This window comes from Mycolicibacterium setense (assembly GCF_000805385.1).
GTDB lineage: Bacteria > Actinomycetota > Actinomycetes > Mycobacteriales > Mycobacteriaceae > Mycobacterium > Mycobacterium setense.
In genome coordinates this window covers 986,440-1,005,733 of record NZ_JTJW01000006.1, presented here as the reverse complement: position 1 = coordinate 1,005,733, position 19,294 = coordinate 986,440, and the positions used below count along the sequence as shown (strand labels likewise).

Annotated in this window: 17 protein-coding genes; 7 read left to right on the top strand and 10 right to left on the bottom strand. The window is 66.7% G+C overall.

Translation table 11 applies throughout. The annotated features are described in order from the left end of the window. The first annotated feature begins 8 nt into the window (after window positions 1-8). The 3 genes from zwf to pgl are packed head-to-tail and all read left to right on the top strand — an operon-like array spanning window position 9 to window position 3,199. Window positions 9-1,559 (top strand): glucose-6-phosphate dehydrogenase, encoded by a 1,551-nt coding sequence (gene zwf / locus QQ25_RS15570; protein ID WP_039319779.1) that lies wholly within the window; start codon window positions 9-11, stop codon window positions 1,557-1,559. Window positions 1,560-1,587: 28 nt separating this feature from the next. Continuing rightward, entirely contained in the window at window positions 1,588-2,499 is a 912-nt protein-coding gene (gene opcA, locus QQ25_RS15565; RefSeq protein WP_039319776.1) for a glucose-6-phosphate dehydrogenase assembly protein OpcA, read from the top strand. Then, complete coding sequence (gene pgl / locus QQ25_RS15560) at window positions 2,492-3,199, top strand: 6-phosphogluconolactonase (protein WP_039379478.1); 708 nt, start codon at window positions 2,492-2,494, stop codon at window positions 3,197-3,199. Before opcA ends, pgl begins: the two co-directional genes overlap by 8 nt. 6 nt (window positions 3,200-3,205) lie before the next feature. On the opposite strand, the gene QQ25_RS30980 is transcribed toward pgl, so the two are convergent. After that, the gene (locus tag QQ25_RS30980) at window positions 3,206-3,361 is read right to left on the bottom strand and encodes a hypothetical protein (protein ID WP_157847826.1); all 156 of its coding nucleotides are present in this window, start codon (window positions 3,359-3,361) and stop codon (window positions 3,206-3,208) included. A gap of 50 nt (window positions 3,362-3,411) precedes the next feature. Between QQ25_RS30980 and QQ25_RS15555 the strand changes: the two genes are divergently transcribed. The 4 genes from QQ25_RS15555 to QQ25_RS15540 all read left to right on the top strand — a co-directional run bounded on the left by QQ25_RS15555 (window position 3,412) and on the right by QQ25_RS15540 (window position 7,707). Further along, the gene (locus QQ25_RS15555; RefSeq protein ID WP_039319771.1) at window positions 3,412-3,789 is read left to right on the top strand and encodes a hypothetical protein; all 378 of its coding nucleotides are present in this window, start codon (window positions 3,412-3,414) and stop codon (window positions 3,787-3,789) included. A 204-nt stretch (window positions 3,790-3,993) separates the two neighbouring features. Further along, entirely contained in the window at window positions 3,994-5,292 is a 1,299-nt protein-coding gene (locus QQ25_RS15550) for an MFS transporter (protein ID WP_039379476.1), read from the top strand. Further along, window positions 5,292-6,566, top strand: a complete 1,275-nt coding sequence (locus QQ25_RS15545; protein WP_039379475.1) for an ABC transporter substrate-binding protein — start codon at window positions 5,292-5,294, stop codon at window positions 6,564-6,566. Before QQ25_RS15550 ends, QQ25_RS15545 begins: the two co-directional genes overlap by 1 nt. Window positions 6,567-6,582: 16 nt before the next feature. Then, window positions 6,583-7,707 carry an FAD-dependent monooxygenase gene (locus QQ25_RS15540; RefSeq protein ID WP_039379473.1) on the top strand — a complete coding sequence of 375 codons (1,125 nt, stop codon included), beginning with the start codon at window positions 6,583-6,585 and terminating at the stop codon, window positions 7,705-7,707. Between the two features lie 81 nt (window positions 7,708-7,788). On the opposite strand, the gene ppc is transcribed toward QQ25_RS15540, so the two are convergent. From ppc to yvcK, 9 genes are all read right to left on the bottom strand, one after another. After that, window positions 7,789-10,596 (bottom strand): phosphoenolpyruvate carboxylase, encoded by a 2,808-nt coding sequence (gene ppc / locus QQ25_RS15535; RefSeq protein ID WP_039319760.1) that lies wholly within the window; start codon window positions 10,594-10,596, stop codon window positions 7,789-7,791. A 181-nt stretch (window positions 10,597-10,777) separates the two neighbouring features. Next, a complete protein-coding gene (secG, locus tag QQ25_RS15530) occupies window positions 10,778-11,011 on the bottom strand; it encodes a preprotein translocase subunit SecG (protein ID WP_019348649.1) in 234 nt (77 codons plus the stop codon). Between the two features lie 45 nt (window positions 11,012-11,056). Further along, entirely contained in the window at window positions 11,057-11,851 is a 795-nt protein-coding gene (gene tpiA, locus QQ25_RS15525; RefSeq protein ID WP_039319759.1) for a triose-phosphate isomerase, read from the bottom strand. Between the two features lie 2 nt (window positions 11,852-11,853). Next, window positions 11,854-13,089, bottom strand: a complete 1,236-nt coding sequence (locus QQ25_RS15520) for a phosphoglycerate kinase (RefSeq protein WP_039319755.1) — start codon at window positions 13,087-13,089, stop codon at window positions 11,854-11,856. 5 nt (window positions 13,090-13,094) lie between these two features. Continuing rightward, on the bottom strand, window positions 13,095-14,117 hold the full coding sequence (gene gap / locus QQ25_RS15515) for a type I glyceraldehyde-3-phosphate dehydrogenase (RefSeq protein WP_039319752.1): 1,023 nt from the start codon (window positions 14,115-14,117) through the stop codon (window positions 13,095-13,097). A 94-nt stretch (window positions 14,118-14,211) separates the two neighbouring features. Further along, window positions 14,212-15,204, bottom strand: coding sequence for a phospholipase D-like domain-containing protein (locus tag QQ25_RS15510; RefSeq protein ID WP_039319745.1), 993 nt, complete (start codon window positions 15,202-15,204; stop codon window positions 14,212-14,214). After that, window positions 15,201-16,976 (bottom strand): ABC transporter ATP-binding protein, encoded by a 1,776-nt coding sequence (locus QQ25_RS15505; protein ID WP_039320604.1) that lies wholly within the window; start codon window positions 16,974-16,976, stop codon window positions 15,201-15,203. Before QQ25_RS15505 ends, QQ25_RS15510 begins: the two co-directional genes overlap by 4 nt. A gap of 259 nt (window positions 16,977-17,235) precedes the next feature. Next, window positions 17,236-18,213: a DNA-binding protein WhiA gene (whiA, locus tag QQ25_RS15500; RefSeq protein WP_101906283.1), complete on the bottom strand. Its 978-nt coding sequence runs from the start codon at window positions 18,211-18,213 to the stop codon at window positions 17,236-17,238. After that, the gene (gene yvcK / locus QQ25_RS15495; protein ID WP_039319740.1) at window positions 18,210-19,268 is read right to left on the bottom strand and encodes a uridine diphosphate-N-acetylglucosamine-binding protein YvcK; all 1,059 of its coding nucleotides are present in this window, start codon (window positions 19,266-19,268) and stop codon (window positions 18,210-18,212) included. The genes whiA and yvcK overlap by 4 nt, the downstream gene beginning before the upstream one ends. Between the last annotated feature and the right edge of the window lie 26 nt (window positions 19,269-19,294).

The following is a 19,294-nucleotide window of genomic DNA, read 5'->3' as shown; positions in this document are numbered from 1 at the left end:
GGAGCGGAATGAGCCCGCTCAACGACAGGTCGGAGACAGCCTGGCGTAACCCGCTGCGGGACAAGCGCGACAAGCGCATGCCCCGCATCGCGGGACCCTGTGCGGTGGTGATCTTCGGCGTGACCGGTGACCTGGCCCGCAAGAAGCTGATGCCGGCCATCTACGACCTGGCCAACCGCGGCTTGCTGCCACCCAGCTTCGCACTGGTGGGTTTCGCCCGCCGTGATTGGGCGGATGAGGATTTCGGCAAGATCGTCTTCGACGCGGTCAAGCAACACGCCCGCACTCCGTTCCGTCAGGAGGTCTGGGACCGCCTGGCCGAGGGATTCCGATTCGTGCAGGGCACGTTCGACGACGACGCCTCGTTCGAACGCCTCAAGGACACGCTGCACAAACTCGATGTAGAGCGCGGCACCAGCGGTAATCATGCGTTCTACCTGTCCATCCCGCCGAAGGCGTTCCCCCAGGTCTGCGAGCAGCTGTCGAAATCGGGGCTCGCCGACAAGCCTGAGGGCAGTTGGAGCCGGGTGGTGATCGAGAAGCCGTTCGGTCACGACCTCCAGAGCGCCGAAGAGCTCAACGCCGTGGTCAACAGCGTGTTCCCGGAGTCGTCGGTGTTCCGCATCGACCACTACCTGGGCAAGGAGACCGTTCAGAACCTGCTGGCACTGCGCTTCGCCAACGAGATGTTCGAGCCGGTGTTGAACTCGCACTATGTCGACAGCGTGCAGATCACGATGGCCGAGGACATCGGCCTCGGTGGGCGCGGTGGCTACTACGACGGTGTCGGCGCCGCCCGAGACGTCATCCAGAACCACCTGCTGCAGCTGCTGGCGCTGACCGCGATGGAGGAGCCGGTGAGCTTCTCCCCCGCGGAGCTGCAGGCCGAGAAGATCAAGGTGCTTTCGGCGACTCGGCTGGCCGAGCCGCTGGACGAGACCACGTCCCGGGGGCAGTACGTGGCCGGCTGGCAGGGCGGCGAGAAGGTCGTGGGGCTACTGGACGAAGAGGGCTTCTCGAAGACGTCGACCACCGAGACGTTCGCGGCCATCACGCTGGACGTGGACACCCGCCGCTGGGCAGGTGTGCCGTTCTATCTTCGCACCGGAAAACGTTTGGGCCGCAGGGTCACCGAGATCGCGCTGTTGTTCAAGCGCGCACCCCACCTGCCCTTCGACGCCACGATGACCGATGAGCTCGGCCAGAACGCACTCGTGATCCGGGTCCAACCGGACGAAGGCATCACCCTGCGGTTCGGCTCCAAGGTTCCGGGCCACATCATGGAAGTCCGCGACGTCAGCATGGACTTCTCCTACGGCTCGGCTTTCGCCGAGGAGTCGCCCGAAGCCTACGAACGCCTGATCCTCGACGTGCTGCTGGGCGAGCCATCGTTGTTCCCGGTGAACGCCGAAGTCGAATTGTGCTGGAAGATCCTGGATCCCGCACTGGAGTACTGGGCCACCCACGGCAAGCCCGATCCGTACGAGTCCGGAACATGGGGCCCCGATTCGGCGTTCGAGATGCTGCGCCGGTCGGGCCGGGAATGGAGGCGGCCGTGACGAGCGCTAGCGCGAGGAACCGAACAATATGATCGTCGATCTGCCCGACACCAACACCGGGGCCATCAACAAGAAGATCGTCGCTCTGCGTGAGGAAGGCGGTGCGATCACCCTCGGTCGGGTACTGACGTTGGTCATCGCCCCCGATACCGAGGCGGTGCTCGAGGAGTCCATCGAGGCGGCCAATGCCGCCAGCCGTGAGCATCCGTGCCGCGTGATCGTGGTCATCCCCGGGGACCGGTTGACCACCGAGGCCCGGCTGGATGCCCAGCTGCGGGTGGGCCGCGACGCCGGCGCCAACGAGGTGGTGGTACTGCGATTGTCTGGTCCGCTGGCCAACCACGCCAGCAGTGTGGTGACCCCGTTCCTGTTGCCCGACACCCCGGTGGTGACCTGGTGGCCTGATCTCGCGCCTGCCATCCCCGCGCAGGATCCGTTGGGCAAGTTGGCGATTCGCCGGATCACCGACGCCACCAACGGCGAGGATCCGCTGGCCTGCATCAAGAGCAGGCTCAACGGCTATACCGCCGGTGACACCGACCTGGCCTGGAGTCGCGTGACGTATTGGCGGGCATTGCTGGCCGCGGCGATCGATCAGCCGCCGCACGAACCCATCACCTCGGCCCTGGTGTCCGGGCTCAAGAACGAACCCGCGCTCGACATCCTGGCCGGCTGGTTGGCCAACCGGATCGACGGACCGGTGACCCGGACAACCGGCGAGTTGAAGGTCGAACTCACCAGACCCAGCGAAACGGTGACCCTGGCGCGTCCGCAGACCGGTGTCACAGCCGTATTGAGCCGCACCGGCAAGCCGGATGCGTTGGTGCCGCTGGCCCGCCGAGAGGCCAAGGAGTGCCTGGCCGAAGATCTACGGCGGCTCGATGCCGACGAAATCTATTACGACGCACTCACGGGCATCGACAAGGTGAGCTATGTCTGAACGCATCATCGAAACCTATTCCGACGCAGGTGAATTGGCGAGGGCGGCCGGAGCCAGGCTGGTCGGGGCGATCACCTCGGCCATCGCCACGCGCGGGTCGGCCGACGTCGTGCTGACCGGGGGCACGGTCGGGATCGCGTTGCTGCGCCACGTGGCCGGCGCCGAGATCGAATGGTCGAACGTGCGGCTGTACTGGGGCGACGAACGCTATGTGCCCCAGGGCGACGCCGAACGCAACGACCAGCAGGCCCATGACGCGCTGCTGGAGAGCATCAACATCCCGCCGGAAAATGTGCACCGGATGGCCACCAGCGACGGCGAGTTCGGTGACGCCATCGATGATGCGGCCGCCGCGTACGAACAGCAACTGCCCGCACAGTTCGATGTGCACCTGCTGGGCATGGGTGGCGAAGGGCACATCAATTCGCTGTTCCCGGATACTCCGGCGGTACGGGAGACCACCCGGTTGGTGGTCGCGGTGACCGACTCCCCCAAGCCGCCGCCGCGCCGAATCAGCCTGACCCTTCCCGCGATTCGACGGTCGCGCGAGGTCTGGCTGGTGGTGTCGGGTGAGGCGAAGTCCGATGCGGTTGCCGCTGCGATAGGCGGTGCCGATCCGGTCGACGTTCCCGCCGCCGGCGCGGCCGGCCGGGAGAAAACCGTGTGGCTGCTCGATGAGGCCGCCGCCGGCAAGCTCTGAACCGGTCTAATCCTCGGTGCCGCGGCCGTGCCGCTCGCTGGTCGCGTCTGCCAAGGCCTCGGCGTAACCGGCGAGGTAGTCAGCCACCTGATGGTTGGGTGTGATCCCGTCGGCGGCGTCAGCCGACCGGGCCCGGTGTTCGCAGAATTGCCGCACAGCCATTCAGACGCGGTTGGCCCGCGTTTGGTTCCCTACCGGCCATACTGTTCGGCATGGCAGACAAAGGGGACGGCCGCGCGCGCCCCAATTCCGGACGGCAGAGAATCCGGACGTTGACCCAGGCCGCACTCAACGCCGATATGACGGTGGAGCAGGTCGACACCCTGCTCACCGATCTGAGCACCACGCTGGTCGACCTCAACAAATCGACTGGCGGCCTGGATGCCACCCTGGACCGGTTCAACGACACCATCACGCGCATCGATGAGCTCGCGCCCCGCCTGATCGGCGTGGTCGAACGCCTGGAGGCCATCGTGGACCGGGTCGAGGTCATGGTCGGCATCGGCGAAGCGGTGCTGTCGCCACTGGCTGCAGCGGAGAATGCGGTGCGCGGGGTGGTCAGCCGGGTGCGCAAGAGCGCGGGCCTCTAGACCGGCCCACTCGGCCGCCTCGGTTACAGTGGTCGTCATGGGTGCCGGGTTCGATCGCGCAGATGCACGTCCCGTGCACGCCGCAGCGTCGTTCGCACCTAGTTTGCTGTCGTCGATCTGGAACCGGGCCCGCCTGGCGCCGCTGAAGAGGATCTCGGGTTAGCTCTCGCTGCCCATTGATCCTGCTATCAGCTTCGAGGCGTCATGAAGCCGTCCCTTTGCGCCGTTGCGGCGTCGCTCTACCTGACCGAATACACCCTCTACTCCAACTCGTCGTCGGCCGTGCTGTTGAACTCGGCCATCGCCGAGTACTTCGGCATCCCGTTCTCCCAGGCCGCCTACATCGGTGTGGCATTCCTGGCCGGATTCTGTCTGGCATTGCTGCCCGCCGGCCTGCTCTCCCATCGTCACTCTCCTACCGCCGCCTTCTTCGCCAGTTCGGCGGTACTGGCCGTGCTCGGTGTCGTCTCAGCTCTCAGCACGGAGTTCTGGGTTCTCATCGGGCTGCGGTTCTTGCAGGGCATCGCCTCGGCTGTGCTCGCACCGCAGATCTTCCGGATCATCCGGGCGCAGTTCTATCCGAACCACCATTCGGCCGTGCTGGGCGCATGGGGCCTTGTGGTATCGGCATCGGCGCTGTGCTCACCGCTGATCACCGCGCTGCTCAATGACCTGTGGGGCTGGCGCTCGTTTCCCTACGAGACGGTGGTGACGACACTCGTCGCGATGGTGCTGCTGGCCCTGGCACCGACCAGCCCCGGGTCGCCCGACGCCGAAAGCGCCGCGACGAGCCGGCTGGCGATTCCGGTCGTTGGCCTCGCGGCGGTGCAGCTGGCGATCTTCCTTGCGATGGGTTCGGCCACCGCGCTTCACACCAAGGTGGCCCTGCTCGCACTGGCGATCCTGTTGGGAATGGCGCTGCTCGTTCTGCGCGGCCGGTCGCAGTCACGCGTCCTGTCGGGAAGTCTGGTCGTGGTGTTCGTGGCCGGCATCGCGACCAACGTGTTCACGCTGTCGGTGGTGTACGTCCTGCAACAGGTGCGGGGCATGGATTCCTATGGCTCGGCACTGTTCCTGTTGCCGATGGCTTTCGTCGCGGGCCTGATCCCGATGCTGAAATTCGGCAGGCCCGGGGACAATCCGAAGAGCACCCGTCTGGTGTGCATCGGCTCGGCATTCCTGATCGTGGCCGGTCTGAGTCTGTCCGCGCAGGTTCTGCTGGTCAGTGCGGCGCTGATGGGCGCCGCGATGGGATTCCTGTGGAGTTCGCTGGCGAGTAACGTGCTGACCAATTCGACGCACATCCCGTTCGATTCCAGTCTGTACCACTATCTTCGGGCATTGGGCGCCGCGATCGGGGTGGCGACCGGAGCGACGATGATCGACGGCCTGGGCACCGCACTGTTCACCGGCGCAGCCGTCCTGGTGACGGTGGCCGGGTTGGTCGCGACGCTGGCGGCCGGTGCGGCTTGGCAGGCAACACAATTGGCGCGGGTGCGATGATGCGCGAGCTCACGTTCGGCTGGCCGACGCACCAGCTCACCGACGATCCGCGACTGGCCTACAACAGCATCTCGAAAACGTACTGCCGGATGATCTATGAGAGCCTGCTCGACATCGATCCCGATACCGGCGCACTGCTGCCGTGGCTGGCCACGTCATGGCGCTACCGCGACCCGCTGACGCTGGACCTGAGCATCCGGTCCGACCGGCATTTCTCCGACGGCACGCCGCTCACGCCGGTGACCGTCGCCCAGAGCTTCTCCGACATCGTTGCCCTGAAACAGGTCTCACCGCTTCCTGCCGCGGTCACGATGCTCACCGGGCTCGACCGCATCGAGACCGGGGCCGAGGGCGTGACGTTTCGCTTCGTGCGCCACAACGCGGCGTTCCTTCGGTCGCTGGCCAGCGTGAATCTGGCGATCCGCAAGGCACCCGGGTTGGGCACCGCACGATGGCGCCCCGTCGCCGGCGGCGTGACCGATGGATGCCAGCGGTTGATGTTCCGCGAGGCCGACACCGGCGATGTGTACGCGGGACGCGTGGACGGTTACCACGTCGCCGAGCTCCACAACCCGGGCATCAGTTACGGATTGTGTCCCAATGCTTCCCGCGGTCCGATGGCCGACCCCAGGGTGCGCCACGCACTGACGTTGCTGATCGATCGCCCCGCCCTGAAGCCGATCCTGGACGCTTACGGGTACACCGTGGCGTCGTCGGTGCTCACCCCCACGACGGGCTGCTATCGCGACTTCTCGGCCGAATTGGCCTACGATCCGCCGACCGCCCACCGACTCCTCGATGCCGCAGGCGCTCAGGAGCTTTCGTTCGAGGTGGTGTTCAACAGCTCGTTCTCTCCCATCGATGCGGCGATCCTCACCGCCGTCGCGGCACAGTGGAAGCAACACGGCATCGAACTCATCCTTGTCGACGTCGACTTTCCCGAACTACGCAGCCGCCAGCAGTCCGGCGACTACGACTTCCGGTTCTTCTATTTCACCGGCAGCGACCCCGATCTGTTGCGATACCAGTTCGCCGTGACGCAACGGAACATGAACCGCCGCACCGGGACCGATCGGCTCGACACAATGCTGGACGCCCAACTCACCTGTGCGGACCCACACGCCCGCGGCGAGCTGGTGCACGACATCCAGCATCGGATCCTCACCGGCGGCCTGTGGCTGCCGCTCTGCAATGTGCGCACCGTCACCAGTTATCGGCCCGGCGGGCTGTCCGGTATCCACCTCGACACCGAAGCCCTGGCCCGAATCCCCTGACCCTGAAAGGACTCTGATGGACATCGCCATCATCGGCGCCGGCCTGGGCGGCCTGGCCGCCGCGGTCGCCCTGCAGCAACACGGCCATCGTCCCGTCGTCTTCGACAAGACCCGCGAGCTCGGCGAGGTCGGCGGGCCGCTCGGCATCTCACCGCTGACCCTGCGACTGCTGGACCAGTGGAAGATCGTCGACGCCTTCAACGCGATCTCCTCGCCGACCCGATACTTCGAGAACCGCGATCAGCACGGCCACGTAGAGAAGGTCACCGACTACGCGGCCACCCCGGAAGCCGGTGCCGAGCACGGCCGGTTCGGCTACGCCGACGCCGACGTGTCCCCACGAACCGTGCACCGCGCCGACCTGCACAACCTGCTGGTCTCGACGGTGGGATCCGAGCGGGTGCGGTTGCGTCATGAACTTGCCGCCATCACCGAGCGCGAAGATCACGTCGAGCTCAGCTTCACCAACGGCGAACTGGCCCGGGCCGGTTTGGTGATCGCAGCCGACGGCCTGCGCTCGAGAGTGCGGAAAATCTTCAGCGACGACGACATTCACTACTGCGGCTCGGTGATCTTCCGGGCCGTCAGCCCCGCCGAGTGCCTCGACGACCCCAACGACCGGCTGCGGTCCTGGCATTCCGCGGACTACGCCAAACATGTCATCTCCATGCCGGTGCGGGCCGGCAGACAGGTCGCCGTCGACGCCACCCTCGGGGTGGATGAGCCGCCGCGGGACCTGTGGTCGGCCCGGGCCGATCTGCAGGCGTTGGCCCGCCAGTTCGACGAGTTCGATCCAGCAGTCGGGCGGATGCTGCGCGCCGCGACGAGCCCGGTGTACATGCACCCGGTGTACGACCGGGATCCGATCGACCGGTGGACCAGTGCCCGGATCGCACTACTCGGGGACGCGGCCCACCCCATGACGCCGTTCGGTGGCCAGGGCGCCAACCAGGCCATCCAGGACGCCGCAGAACTCGCAACCCAGATCGCCGGTGCGCGCGACGGCGACCTGCCCCGGGCGCTGCAGAGTTACCAACGGATCAGAACGGAGCAGACGGCCGAGATCCAGCGTGCCGCACGGGGTTACGCCGAACGCCGGGCCACCGTGTCGCTCTGGCTGACCGACATTCTGGTGAGCTGAGCGTTGGCCACCGTCGCGACAGCGACAAGTTAGCCACCGTCGCGACAGCGACAATCTAGCCACCGTTGCGACAGCGACAAGTTAGCCACTGTTACGCAGAGCGGTGGCCAGACCGCTCATGGTGAGCAGGATGCCGCGCTGCACCAGTTCGTCGGTGTTCCCCGCGCGGTACCTGCGCAGCAGCTCGACCTGAAGGTGGTTGAGCGGTTCGAGGTAGGGGAACCGGTTGAACACCGAGCGGGCCAAGGCCGGGTTGTCGGCCAGCAGGTCGTCGTGACCGGTGATCAGTTTGTACATGGCGATGGTGCGATCGTGTTCGGCGACGATCTTGTCGAACACCCTGGCTCGCAGTTCTGCGTCGTCGACGAGCTCGGAATACCGTGCCGCCAGGCCCATGTCCGATTTGGCCAGGACCTGCGCCATGTTCGACAACACCGTGCGGAAGAACGGCCACCGCTGGTAGAGGTCCTGCAACACCGCGACCCGGGACTCGTCTCCACCGATCCACTGTTCGAACGCCGCACCGGTGCCGTACCAGCCGGGCAGCATCACGCGGGACTGGCTCCAGGCCAGCACCCACGGGATGGCCCGCAGATCGGCGATCGAGGTGGTGGGTTTGCGTGAGCTGGGGCGGCTGCCGATGTTGAGCGCACCGATCTCGCTGACCGGTGTCGACGCCTTGAAGTATTCGACGAATCCCGGTGTGTCATGGACCAATTCGGCATAGGACTGCTGGGCCAGGGCGGCCAGTTCATCCAGCACCTGGTAGGCCGGCTCGGCTTCGTCACCCAACCCCTCGACATCCAGCAGGGTGGATTCCAGGGTTGCGGCCAACAGCGTCTCCAAGTTGCGGTGCGCGATCCGTGGCTCCGCGTACTTCGCCGCGATCACCTCGCCCTGTTCGGTGATCCGCAACGAACCCTTCACGGCACCGGGCGGCTGCGCCAGGATCGCGTCGTAGCTGGGTCCACCACCGCGGCCGACGGTGCCGCCCCGGCCGTGGAACAGCCGCAACCGAATCCCGGTCTTGCGTGCGGCGTCGACGAGGTCGAGTTCGGCGCGGTACAGCGCCCAGTTCGCCGCCAGGTAACCGCCGTCCTTGTTGGAGTCCGAGTACCCCAGCATCACTTCCTGATGCTGCCCGCGCGCGGACACCATGCTGCGGTAGACCGGCAGCGCCAGCGCCTCCTGCAGGATCGAGGACCCCCGCTGGAGATCGTCGATGGTTTCGAACAGGGGCACGATCCCGACCGGCGCGTACACCGCATCTCCGTGAGCCGCGCCCGAAACGTCGAGCAGCCCGGCCTCTTTGAGCAGGATTGCGGCTTCGAGCAGATCGGACACCGACTGACACATGGAGATGATGTAGTTGGGCACGGCCTGCGGCCCGAAGACACCGACCGCGCGCGCTGCGGCACCGACGATGTCGAGTTCTTTGCGGGCCAACTCCGACAGCTCGGCACCTTCACCGATCAACGGACGACGGGTCGAGATCTCCCGCGCGAGCAGTTCCACTCGCTGCGGTTCCGGCAGCGATGCGTAGTCGGGATGCACTCCGGCCCAGGCCAACAGCTCGGCGATCACCTGCTCGTGCACCTCGGAATTCTGCCGCATGTCCAGGCCGCACAGATGAAAACCGAAGACCCGCACCGCTTCTCGCAACCGGGCCAGCCGGTCATCGGCAAGCACCTCGCTTCCGTTGGCCCGCAGCGAGACGTCCACCGTGTCGAGATCGGCCAGGAACTCCCCCGGCGCTCGGTATGGTTCGAGAGCCAGATCGAGTTCGTGTTCGGGCTGCTCGTCGAGGATCTCGCGACCTGTGGCGGTCAGACGGGCGTGGATCACCCGCAGTGCCCGCCGGTAGGGCTCGTCGGCACGGGCCGGCTCATGGCAGGCATCGGCCAGCGCCGTGAGCCCGTCGCTGACCCTGACCAGCCGCGCGGACATGGACAGCTCTTCTTCCAGTGCGGTCATTTCGGTGAAGTAGTGCGCGAAGGCGACGTGGGCGGCTCGCCCGGTGGCCAGACGCACCACGCCCGCGTCGACATTGGGATTTCCGTCCCGGTCACCGCCGATCCAGCTCCCCGGCCGCAGGATCGGCTGCTCCAACAGCCGCGGCCCGGGCCAGCGGGTCTGCAACGCTGTCCGCACTTCGGCGTTGACCTGCGGGATGACCTCGAAGAAGGCGGACGGGTAGTACCGCAGGCCGGTCTCGATCTCGTCGGAGATCTTGAGCCGGGACAACCGCACGAGGGCGGTCTGCCACAGCGTGAGGATGTGGCGGCGCAACTCGATCTCGATGTCGCGGCCGTCGGCGGTGCGGGTCTGTCCGTGCAGGCGCAGCCGCATCAGCTCGGTGACCCGGTGCTGGGTGTCGAAGACGGTACGGCGCCGGGTCTCGGTCGGATGAGCGGTGATCACGGGTGAAACCAGGGCGCCGGACAGCGCGTCGGCGACGCGATTGCCGTCCAGTTCGGCCGCGTCCAATTTGAGATAGGTCGCGGCCAGGCTGCTGTCCTGGGGTGGTTCACCCGCCGCCTCGTGCAGGGCCCGGCGGCGCTCCCGGTGGATGTCCTCGGCGACATTGGCCAGCAGCGCGAAGTGGGTGAACGCACGGATGACGGGGATGGCCCGGTGAATGTCGATGCCGGAGAACAGATCGGCGAGCTCGGCCCGGTCGATTTCGGAGCGGCGCACCCGAAAGGACTCCACGCGCGCCCGTTCGACCAGGTCGAAGACCTCCGCGCCGTTCTGCTCACGCACAGTGTCACCGAGAATCGCGCCGAGCAGCCGGATGTCGTCGCGCATCGGCTCAGTGGCCTCGCGTCCCATGGGGGTGCGCTGAACGGATCCGATCGGTTCGAGTGCAGAGTCAGGACCGTCAGGCATGCTCCCCAGTATCGGCGCATGCCGAACCGGCCGCATGGTGAGGGACCGTGAGCGCGGCTTACGACCTTGACCCGCGCCGCAGCCGACGCAGGAGTGCCGCGGGCTCCGGTGCCGACGGTCATCAACCCGGGACCTGCGGGTTAGGTACCGGCGTCAGCGCACCGGCCGGACCGTTGCCGCGTCAGCTGTACTTGATCAGCAGCGCGACGCCGACGATCGATACCAGCCAGATGCCGGTCACGAACAGGGTCAGCCGATCGAGGTTCTTCTCGACCACAGTGGAGCCGGACAGGCTGGACTGGACACCGCCGCCGAACAGGGTGGACAGACCGCCACCTTTGGCACGATGCAGCAGCACCAAGAGCACGACCAGCACGCTGGTCACGACCAGAGTGATCTGCAGAGCCAATTCCATGGCTGTAAGACTACCGGGTGCGGTGTCCGGCCCAGGCCCCCGGGGTTACGGCAGCGGCCCTCCCGCGGCGATGGCCGACAGCGTCGCGAACTGCTCGCCGTCCAGCGACGCCCCGCCGACCAGGGCACCGTCGACGTCGCCCTGCGCGACGATCTCGCCGACGTTCTTGGCGTTGACCGAGCCGCCGTAGAGCACCCGCACACCGGCTGCGAGTTCGGGCGAGGACAGGTTGCCCAACTCGGCCCGGATCGCTTTGCAGACCTCCTGCGCATCGGCCGCGCTGGCCACCCGGCCGGTTCCGATCGCCCACACCGGCTCGTAGGCGATGACCGCCTGCCCGATCTGCTCCTTGCTCAGACCGGCCAGGGAGCCGCGCAACGAGTTCACGTTGAACTCGACGTGGTCGCCCGCCTCACGCACCTCGAGCTGCTCGCCGATGCAGATGATCGGCGTGATGCCGTGCTTGAACGCCGCTGCGGCCTTGGCCGCCACCAGCTCATCGGTTTCGCCGTGGTAGGTGCGCCGCTCGGAGTGGCCCACCACCGCGAAGCTGCATCCGAGCTTGGCCAGGAACGCCCCGCTGATCTCACCGGTGTAGGCGCCGGAATCGTGTTGGGACACGTCCTGCGCGCCGTAGGTGAGCCGCAACTTGTCCCCGTCGACCAGGGTTTGCACACTGCGCAGATCGGTGAACGGCGGGATGACCGTCACGTCCACCTTGTCAAAGTACTTGTCCGGCAAGGCGAATGCGATCTTCTGCACCAGGGCGATGGCCTCGAAATGGTTGAGGTTCATCTTCCAGTTGCCGGCGATCAACGGCTTGCGTGCGGCTTTGGCCATGACTACGACTCCAGTACTTCGATGCCGGGCAGGGTCTTGCCCTCAAGGTATTCCAGCGACGCACCGCCACCGGTCGAGATGTGGGAGAAGCCGTCCTCGCCGAGGCCGAGCTGGCGCACCGCGGCCGCCGAATCGCCGCCGCCCACGACGCTGAACGCGCCCTTTTCGGTGGCTCCGATGATCGCCTCGGCCACGCCCTTGGTGCCCGCGGCGAACGCCGGGAACTCGAACACCCCCATCGGGCCGTTCCAGAACACGGTCTTGGCGTTGGACAGCAGCGCGGTGAAGCGCTTGACCGACTCCGGACCGATGTCCAGGCCCATCTTGCCGTCGGGGATGCGATCGGAGGCCACGGTCTCCGCTTCGGCGTCCTCGGCGAACCTGTCGGCCACCACGATGTCCACCGGAAGGTGGATCACGTCGCCGTAGTCCTCGAGCAGTTTCTTGCAGGTGTCGATCATCTCCTCCTGCAGCAGCGAGGTTCCCACCGAAACCCCTTGTGCAGCAAGGAATGTGAAGCACATGCCGCCGCCGATGATGAGGCTGTCAGCCTTGGTGGCGAGGTTCTCGATGACCGCGAGCTTGTCCGAGACCTTCGATCCGCCGAGCACGACGGCATAGGGGCGCTCGGTCGAGCTGGTCAGCTGCTCGAGCACCTTCACCTCGGCGTCCACCAGCGTGCCAGCGTAATGCGGCAGCAAGGTGGCCACGTCGTAGACGGAGGCCTGCTTGCGGTGCACCACGCCGAACCCGTCGGAGACGAAGGCGCCCGGTGTGCCGTCGGCGCCCTCGACCAGGGCGGCCAGCGCCTTGGCCAGCGCCAGCCGTTCTGCGTCGTCCTTGCTGGTCTCGCGGGCATCGAAGCGGATGTTCTCCAGCAGCAGGACATCGCCGTCGGTGAGTCCCTCGGCGCGGGCCAGCGCATCGGTGCCGACCACGTCGCCTGCCAACTGCACGTGACGCCCCAGCTTCTCCCCCAGCGCCTCGGCGACGGGGGCGAGCGAGAACTTGGGATCCGGGCCGCCCTTGGGACGGCCCAGATGAGCGGTGACGACGACCTTGGCACCGGCCTCGGCCAGGGCCTTGAGGGTCGGAACCGACGCGATGATGCGGCCCGGATCAGAAATCTTGCCCTGATCGTCGAGGGGGACGTTCAGGTCGGAGCGGACCAATACGGCCCGACCCGCAACCCCTTCAGTACCCTCGGCCAACAGGTCGGCGAGTGTCTTGACAGCCATCGCGACTACAGCGACTTACCGACGAGCGCGACCAGATCGGCGAGGCGGTTGGAGTAGCCCCACTCGTTGTCGTACCAGGAGACGACCTTGGCCTGGTTGTCGATCACCTTGGTCAGGCCCGAGTCGAACAGCGAGCTGTGCGGGTCGGTGACGATGTCGCTCGACACGATCGGCGCGTCGTAGTACTTGAGAATCCCCTTGAGCGGACCCTCGGCGGCGGCCTTGAAGGCGGCGTTGATCTCGTCGGCACTGGCCGATTTCTTGAGCTCGGCGGTCAGGTCGGTGACCGAGCCCGTGGGGATCGGCACCCGCAGCGCGTAGCCGTCGAGCTTGCCCTTGAGCTCGGGCAGCACCAGGCCGATCGCCTTGGCGGCACCGGTCGAGGTCGGCACGATGTTGATGGCGGCCGCCCGGGCGCGACGCAGATCCTTGTGCGGGCCGTCCTGCAGGTTCTGGTCCTGGGTGTAGGCGTGGATCGTGGTCATCAGGCCCTTGACGATGCCGAATTCGTCGTTGAGGACCTTGGCCAGCGGGCCGAGGCAGTTCGTCGTGCACGAGGCGTTGGAGATGATGTTCTGGCTGCCGTCGTACTTGTCGTCGTTCACACCCAGCACGATGGTGATGTCCTCATCGGTGGCCGGCGCGGAGATGATGACCTTCTTGGCGCCGGCATCGAGGTGACCCTTGGCCTTGGCCGCGTTGGTGAAGATGCCGGTGGATTCGACGACGACGTCGACGCCGAGATCGCCCCAGGGCAGGGCCGCCGGGCCTTCCTTGACCTCCAGTGACTTGATCTTCTTGTCCCCGATGACGATGGTGTCCTCGCCCTCGAGGCTCACGTCCTGCGGCAGCCGGCCCAAGATCGAGTCGAACTTCAGCAGGTGAGCGAGGGTGGCGTTGTCGGTGAGGTCATTGACCGCCACGATCTCGATGTCGGTGTTCTGCCCCTGGGCCTGCTGCGTCGCCAGCGCCCGGTAGAAGTTGCGCCCGATGCGGCCGAAGCCGTTAACGCCTACCCGGATAGTCACGTGATTTCTCCTATTTGTCGGGGGAAAGCTGCCGCACACTGCTCGTCGCCAGCCTAGTAGTGCAGCCTGCGGACTGTGCGGCCCGGTCAGTGCATCAGATGTCGGGGTCGCGTAGGGCGAGTTGGTCGAGTTCGTGCGGGTCCTGACCGACCAGATCGGCGATCAGGCCCTCATCAGACAGGTCCATCGGCGCAGAGTGTTTCCAGTCGTGGTGGGCGACATCGTTCAGGCGCTTGATGATGTGATGATCGGTCACTTCGATGGCCAGCTCGCGCCGGTGGTCGAAGCTGCCCGGGGAGAAGTTGATCGAACCGACGATGGCACGCTCGTGGTCGGCCAGGATCATCTTCGCGTGCAGCTTCATGTGCTTGAGCCGGTGGATCTTGATACCCACGTCGTCGAGGATGCGCATCCCGCTGACGCCTTCGAGGAGCTTGCCCGACTTGAGGTGGTGGGCCGCGCGGGCCATGACGTGAACCTTCACTCCGCGGTGCGCCGCCCGGACCAGGCGCTCGATGATCACCGGGTCCTGATAGCGCTCGTTCTGGACGAACAGGGTGTGCTCGGCACTGTCGATGAATTCGGCGATGCGATGCCTGCCGTTGGTGGGGCACCAGATCAGGTGGGCCCCGCCGCCGGGATCGAAGTCCTCCCGCGCCCAGTCGGCTTCGAAGCAGTCGATGATCTCGGCGACTTCGTAGGCGCTGGGGGTGACGACGGCATAATCGCGCGTCACCGTGAAGTTCTCCTCGGTCCAGTTCAACGACTCGACGAACGCGAGGTCGTCGTCGACGATCATCGACTTCTCGTGGGTCAGATCGAAGGCCGGGTTGCTGGCACGGACCTCGATGCCGAACCGCTGCAACGTCTCCCGCGCGACGTCGTTGTCGGTTTCCCCGTCGCGACGCTCAGGGTTGAGCATGACCTTGACATCGACGCCGCGCCGGTGGGCCGCCACCACCGCCTCCAGCAGCGCCACGTGGTTGAAGGCGAACATCTTGATCCGCACCGATCGGGTGGACGCGCCGATCGCGTCGAGCACCGGCTTGGCGGAGTCGTCGGGCAGGATGATCAGCGAACGCGTCACGATGTCTCGTCCTCGTATTGGATGCGGTGCAATTCGGCGTATCTGCCGCCTGCGGTGAGCAGTTCGGTGTGTGATCCCTCTTCGACCACACGACCCTCCTCGAGCACGACGATCTTGTCCGCGTCGCGAATGGTGCTGAGGCGGTGCGCGATGGTGATGACCGTGCGTCCGTTCATCAGGCGCTGCAGCGCTGACATCACCAGGTGCTCGGACTCCGCGTCCAGGGCGGCGGTCGGTTCGTCGAGGATGAGGATCGGGCTGTTGCGGATGAGGGCGCGGGCGATACCGATGCGCTGACGCTGGCCGCCCGAGAGGGTGAGCCCCCGCTCGCCGACCGGGCTGTCATAGCCCTGCGGCATCGCGGAGATGAACTCGTGCGCGTTGGCCAGTTTGGCCATCTCGACGATCTCGTCGTGGTCGGCGTCGGGCCGGCCGAAAGCGATGTTGTCGCGGATGGTGCCCCGGAACAGGACCGTGTCCTGCAGGACGTAGGCGATCTGGCGGCGAAGGTCGTGCAGCTTGTAGTCGCGTAGGTCGATGCCGTCGATGCGGACGGTGCCGTTGCTCGGGTCGTAGAACCGGGGAATCAGGCTGACCAGACTGGATTTTCCGCTTCCGGTGTGCCCGACGACGCCGACAAGCTGGCCGGGTTTCACGTCGAAGGTGACATCCCGCAGCACGGGAGTCTCGCTGTCGTAGCTGAACGCCACCCGCTCGAAGCTGATCGCACCCTCGATCTGTTCGGGTTCGATCGCGTCGGGTTTCTCCTCGACCGACGTCTCGGCTGTCAGCAGCGCGTTGACCCGGTCCACCCCGACCGAGGCCATCGCGATGGTGTTGGTGAGCTTGGCCAGATCCTGCACCGGCTTGAAGAACGACGCCAGATAGGAGATGAACACCGTCAGCGTGCCCGCCGTCATCGCGCCGGCCAGGATGAGCGCTGACCCGCGCCACAACACCACCGCCGTGCAGGCGGCCACCACGACGGTGACGATCGGCGATACCACCGACTTGACCCGCCTGGCGTTGAGCGCGGCATCGACGGCCTGCTGGCCGGCGTCCGCCAATTGGCGCTCCTGCAGGTCCTCCCGGTCGAATGCCTTGACCACCCGAATCGACTGCAGGCCTTCCTCCGCGACCGCGACGATGTCGGATTCGCGCTTGCGCACTTCGTGTGTCGCCGCCTTGACGGCCTTACGGATCCGCGAGACGAACAGCAGCAGCAGCGGCGCCACAGCCAGGGCGATGAGCGTGAAATCCCATTGCAGCCACAGCATCATGGCCAGCATCCCGACGATGGTCAGCAGGTCGGTCGCGATGCCCAGCGTGGAGGCCGACGCGAACCCTTGGATGGTGTCGACGTCGTCGGTGAGCGTGCTCAGGATCGGCCCCACCCGGTGGGTGTCGAAGTAGTTCAGCGAGAGCTGCTGCAGGTGGTGGTAGGCGCGCGTGCGCAGGTCGTTGCCGATCCGTTGGCCAACAGTTTCGGTGAGGTAATTGGCCACATACGACGCGATCGCGGCGACCACCGCGATGGCGAACACCATGATCGCGGCCAGACCGGCGATGTGCATCTTGCCCTCGCCGCCGAGCAGCGGCTGCAGCAGACCGTGCAGCCAACCCGGCAGCGGGTGGTGCCCGACCACGCTGTCCAGCACGACCTTCAACGGCCAGGGTGCGGCCAGGCCGGTGGCGATCTGTACCAGCAGTACCGCGAAGATTCCGGCGACCAGCAACCGGTACGGGCGGATCAGCTCAAGAATCAGTCGCATCGCGGCCGCTGCCTCAATCGTGGGGTTGACGTCGAAGTTCGTCGCCACACACTACAACGCCGCAGTGACGTCGGGGTGCCGCGAACACGACGAACCGGCTGGTTGCGGCAACGACGCGGACCGCCGCGCCTACCTCATCGCCGCGGACCGGTAGCTGCTGCACGCTGGGGCCGACAGCCGTTGCCGTGTCGGCCTTTTCACGGCATCGACTACGTACTCTTGACTGTAATCGCTTGCCGTGCAGTCGCTTTCGCGCGACTCAGGCGTCGTCGAGCAGGTCCGGGGTCACCGCCGACTCGGTGTCGGGAAGCCCTTCCTGCTTGGCCTTGCGATCGGCCATGGACAGCAGTCGCCGAATGCGCCCGGCCACAGCATCTTTCGTCATCGGCGGGTCGGCGAGCCGGCCCAGCTCCTCCAAAGACGCCTGACGGTGTTCGACCCGCAGCTTGCCCGCCGCCGCCAGGTGGTCCGGCACCCCTTCACCCAGGATGTCCAACGCACGTTCAACCCGGGCAGCCGCGGCCACCGCAGCGCGCGCCGACCGACGCAGGTTGGCGTCATCGAAATTTGCCAGGCGATTGGCCGTGGCGCGGACCTCGCGGCGCATGCGCCGTTCCTCCCACGTCAACCTGGTGTCCTGGGCGCCCATGCGCGTCAGCAGGGCGCCGATGGCCTCGCCGTCGCGCACCACGACCCGGTCACTGCCACGCACCTCGCGGGCCTTGGCACTGACGCCGAGCCGCCGGGCCGCGCCGACCAGGGCCAGCGCCGCCTCGGGACCGGGGCAGCTGACTTCCAGCGCCGACGAGCGTCCCGGTTCCGTCAACGATCCGTGGGCGAGGAAGGCACCACGCCACGCGGCCTCGGCATCGCCGACGCTGCCGCCGACCACCTGCGCGGGCAGGCCACGCACCGGACGGCCACGAAGATCGAGCAGGCCGGTCTGCCGGGCCAGCGCTTCGCCGTCGGCGGCCACTCGCACCACATAGCGGGTGTTCTTCCGGATGCCGCTGGCCGACAGGACGTGCACCACGGCGTTGTACCCATAGAGGTCGTAGATGTCCTTGCGCAGGCGGCGCGCGATGATCCCGAGGTCCACCTCGGCCTCGACCACCACTCGGCCGGCCACGATGTGCAGGCCGCCGGCAAAACGCAACAACGAGGCCACCTCCGCGCGGCGAGCGCTGACCGAGTTGACTACGAGGCGGCTCAGCTCGTCCTTCACCTCGGCTGTCATCGCCACGGATCGTCCCCTCTCGGTGTGTTCGGCGCCGGCTCCTGGTGCGCCACGTCGACCGACCTCGCAGCGGGCGTGGGAACGGTGGGCTCCTGCACGGCCCCGGGCGCCATCGCGCGCAATCGGACACCCTCAAGCACCGCGGCCAACTTCGCCGGATCATGTAAAGGTGTACCAGGTCGGGACACGTCAGCAAACTCAACGCGGGCATTGAGGATGTTGGCCGTGCGGCTGAGTTGCTCCCGTTCGCGGTCGCTCGGCACCCGGCTGGCATCGACGATGATGTCATGCACGCTGAAGTCCGGGGCGTGCTGGGCCAGAACGTGGATGTGACGCTCGGCCGAGAAGCCCGCCGTTTCACCCGGCTCCGCCGCGAGATTCAACACCAGCGCACGCCGCGCTGTTGTCGAACGCAACGCCGCCGCCAACTGAGGCACCAATACGTGCGGGATCACACTGGTGAACCAGGACCCCGGGCCGAGCACCACCAGATCGGCACTCATGATGGCCTCCACGGCCTGCCGGGTGGCCGGCGGATCGCCGGGCAGCAACCGCACCCGGCGCACCTTGCCCACCGTGGTGGCGATCGCCACCTGACCGCGGATCACCCGGCTCATCCGCGGATCGGTCTCCAGCCCCGCGACGTCGGCCTCGATCTGCAGGGCGATCGGGCACATCGGCAGCACCCGGCCCTTCACGCCCAGGATGCGGCCGAGTTCGTCGAGGGCGGCGACCGGATCGGCCAGCACTTCACTGAGGCCCGCCAAGATCAGATTGCCGATCGGGTGGCCGGCCAGCGCGCCGCTGCCACCGAACCGGTGCTGGATGATCGTCGCCCACAGCCGACCGTGCGGGCTGTCGGAGGCCAACGCCGCCAACGCCATCCGCAGATCGCCGGGTGGCACCACATCGAGTTCGCTGCGCAGCCGGCCCGAGGACCCACCGTCATCGGCAACCGTCACCACGGCCGTCACGTGCGGTGTGAGCCGGCGAGCCGCGGACAGGGTGGCGTACAACCCGTGCCCTCCGCCGAGGGCCACGATGCGCGGGGTCAATTATCCTCCTCGCGTGCGGGATTCAT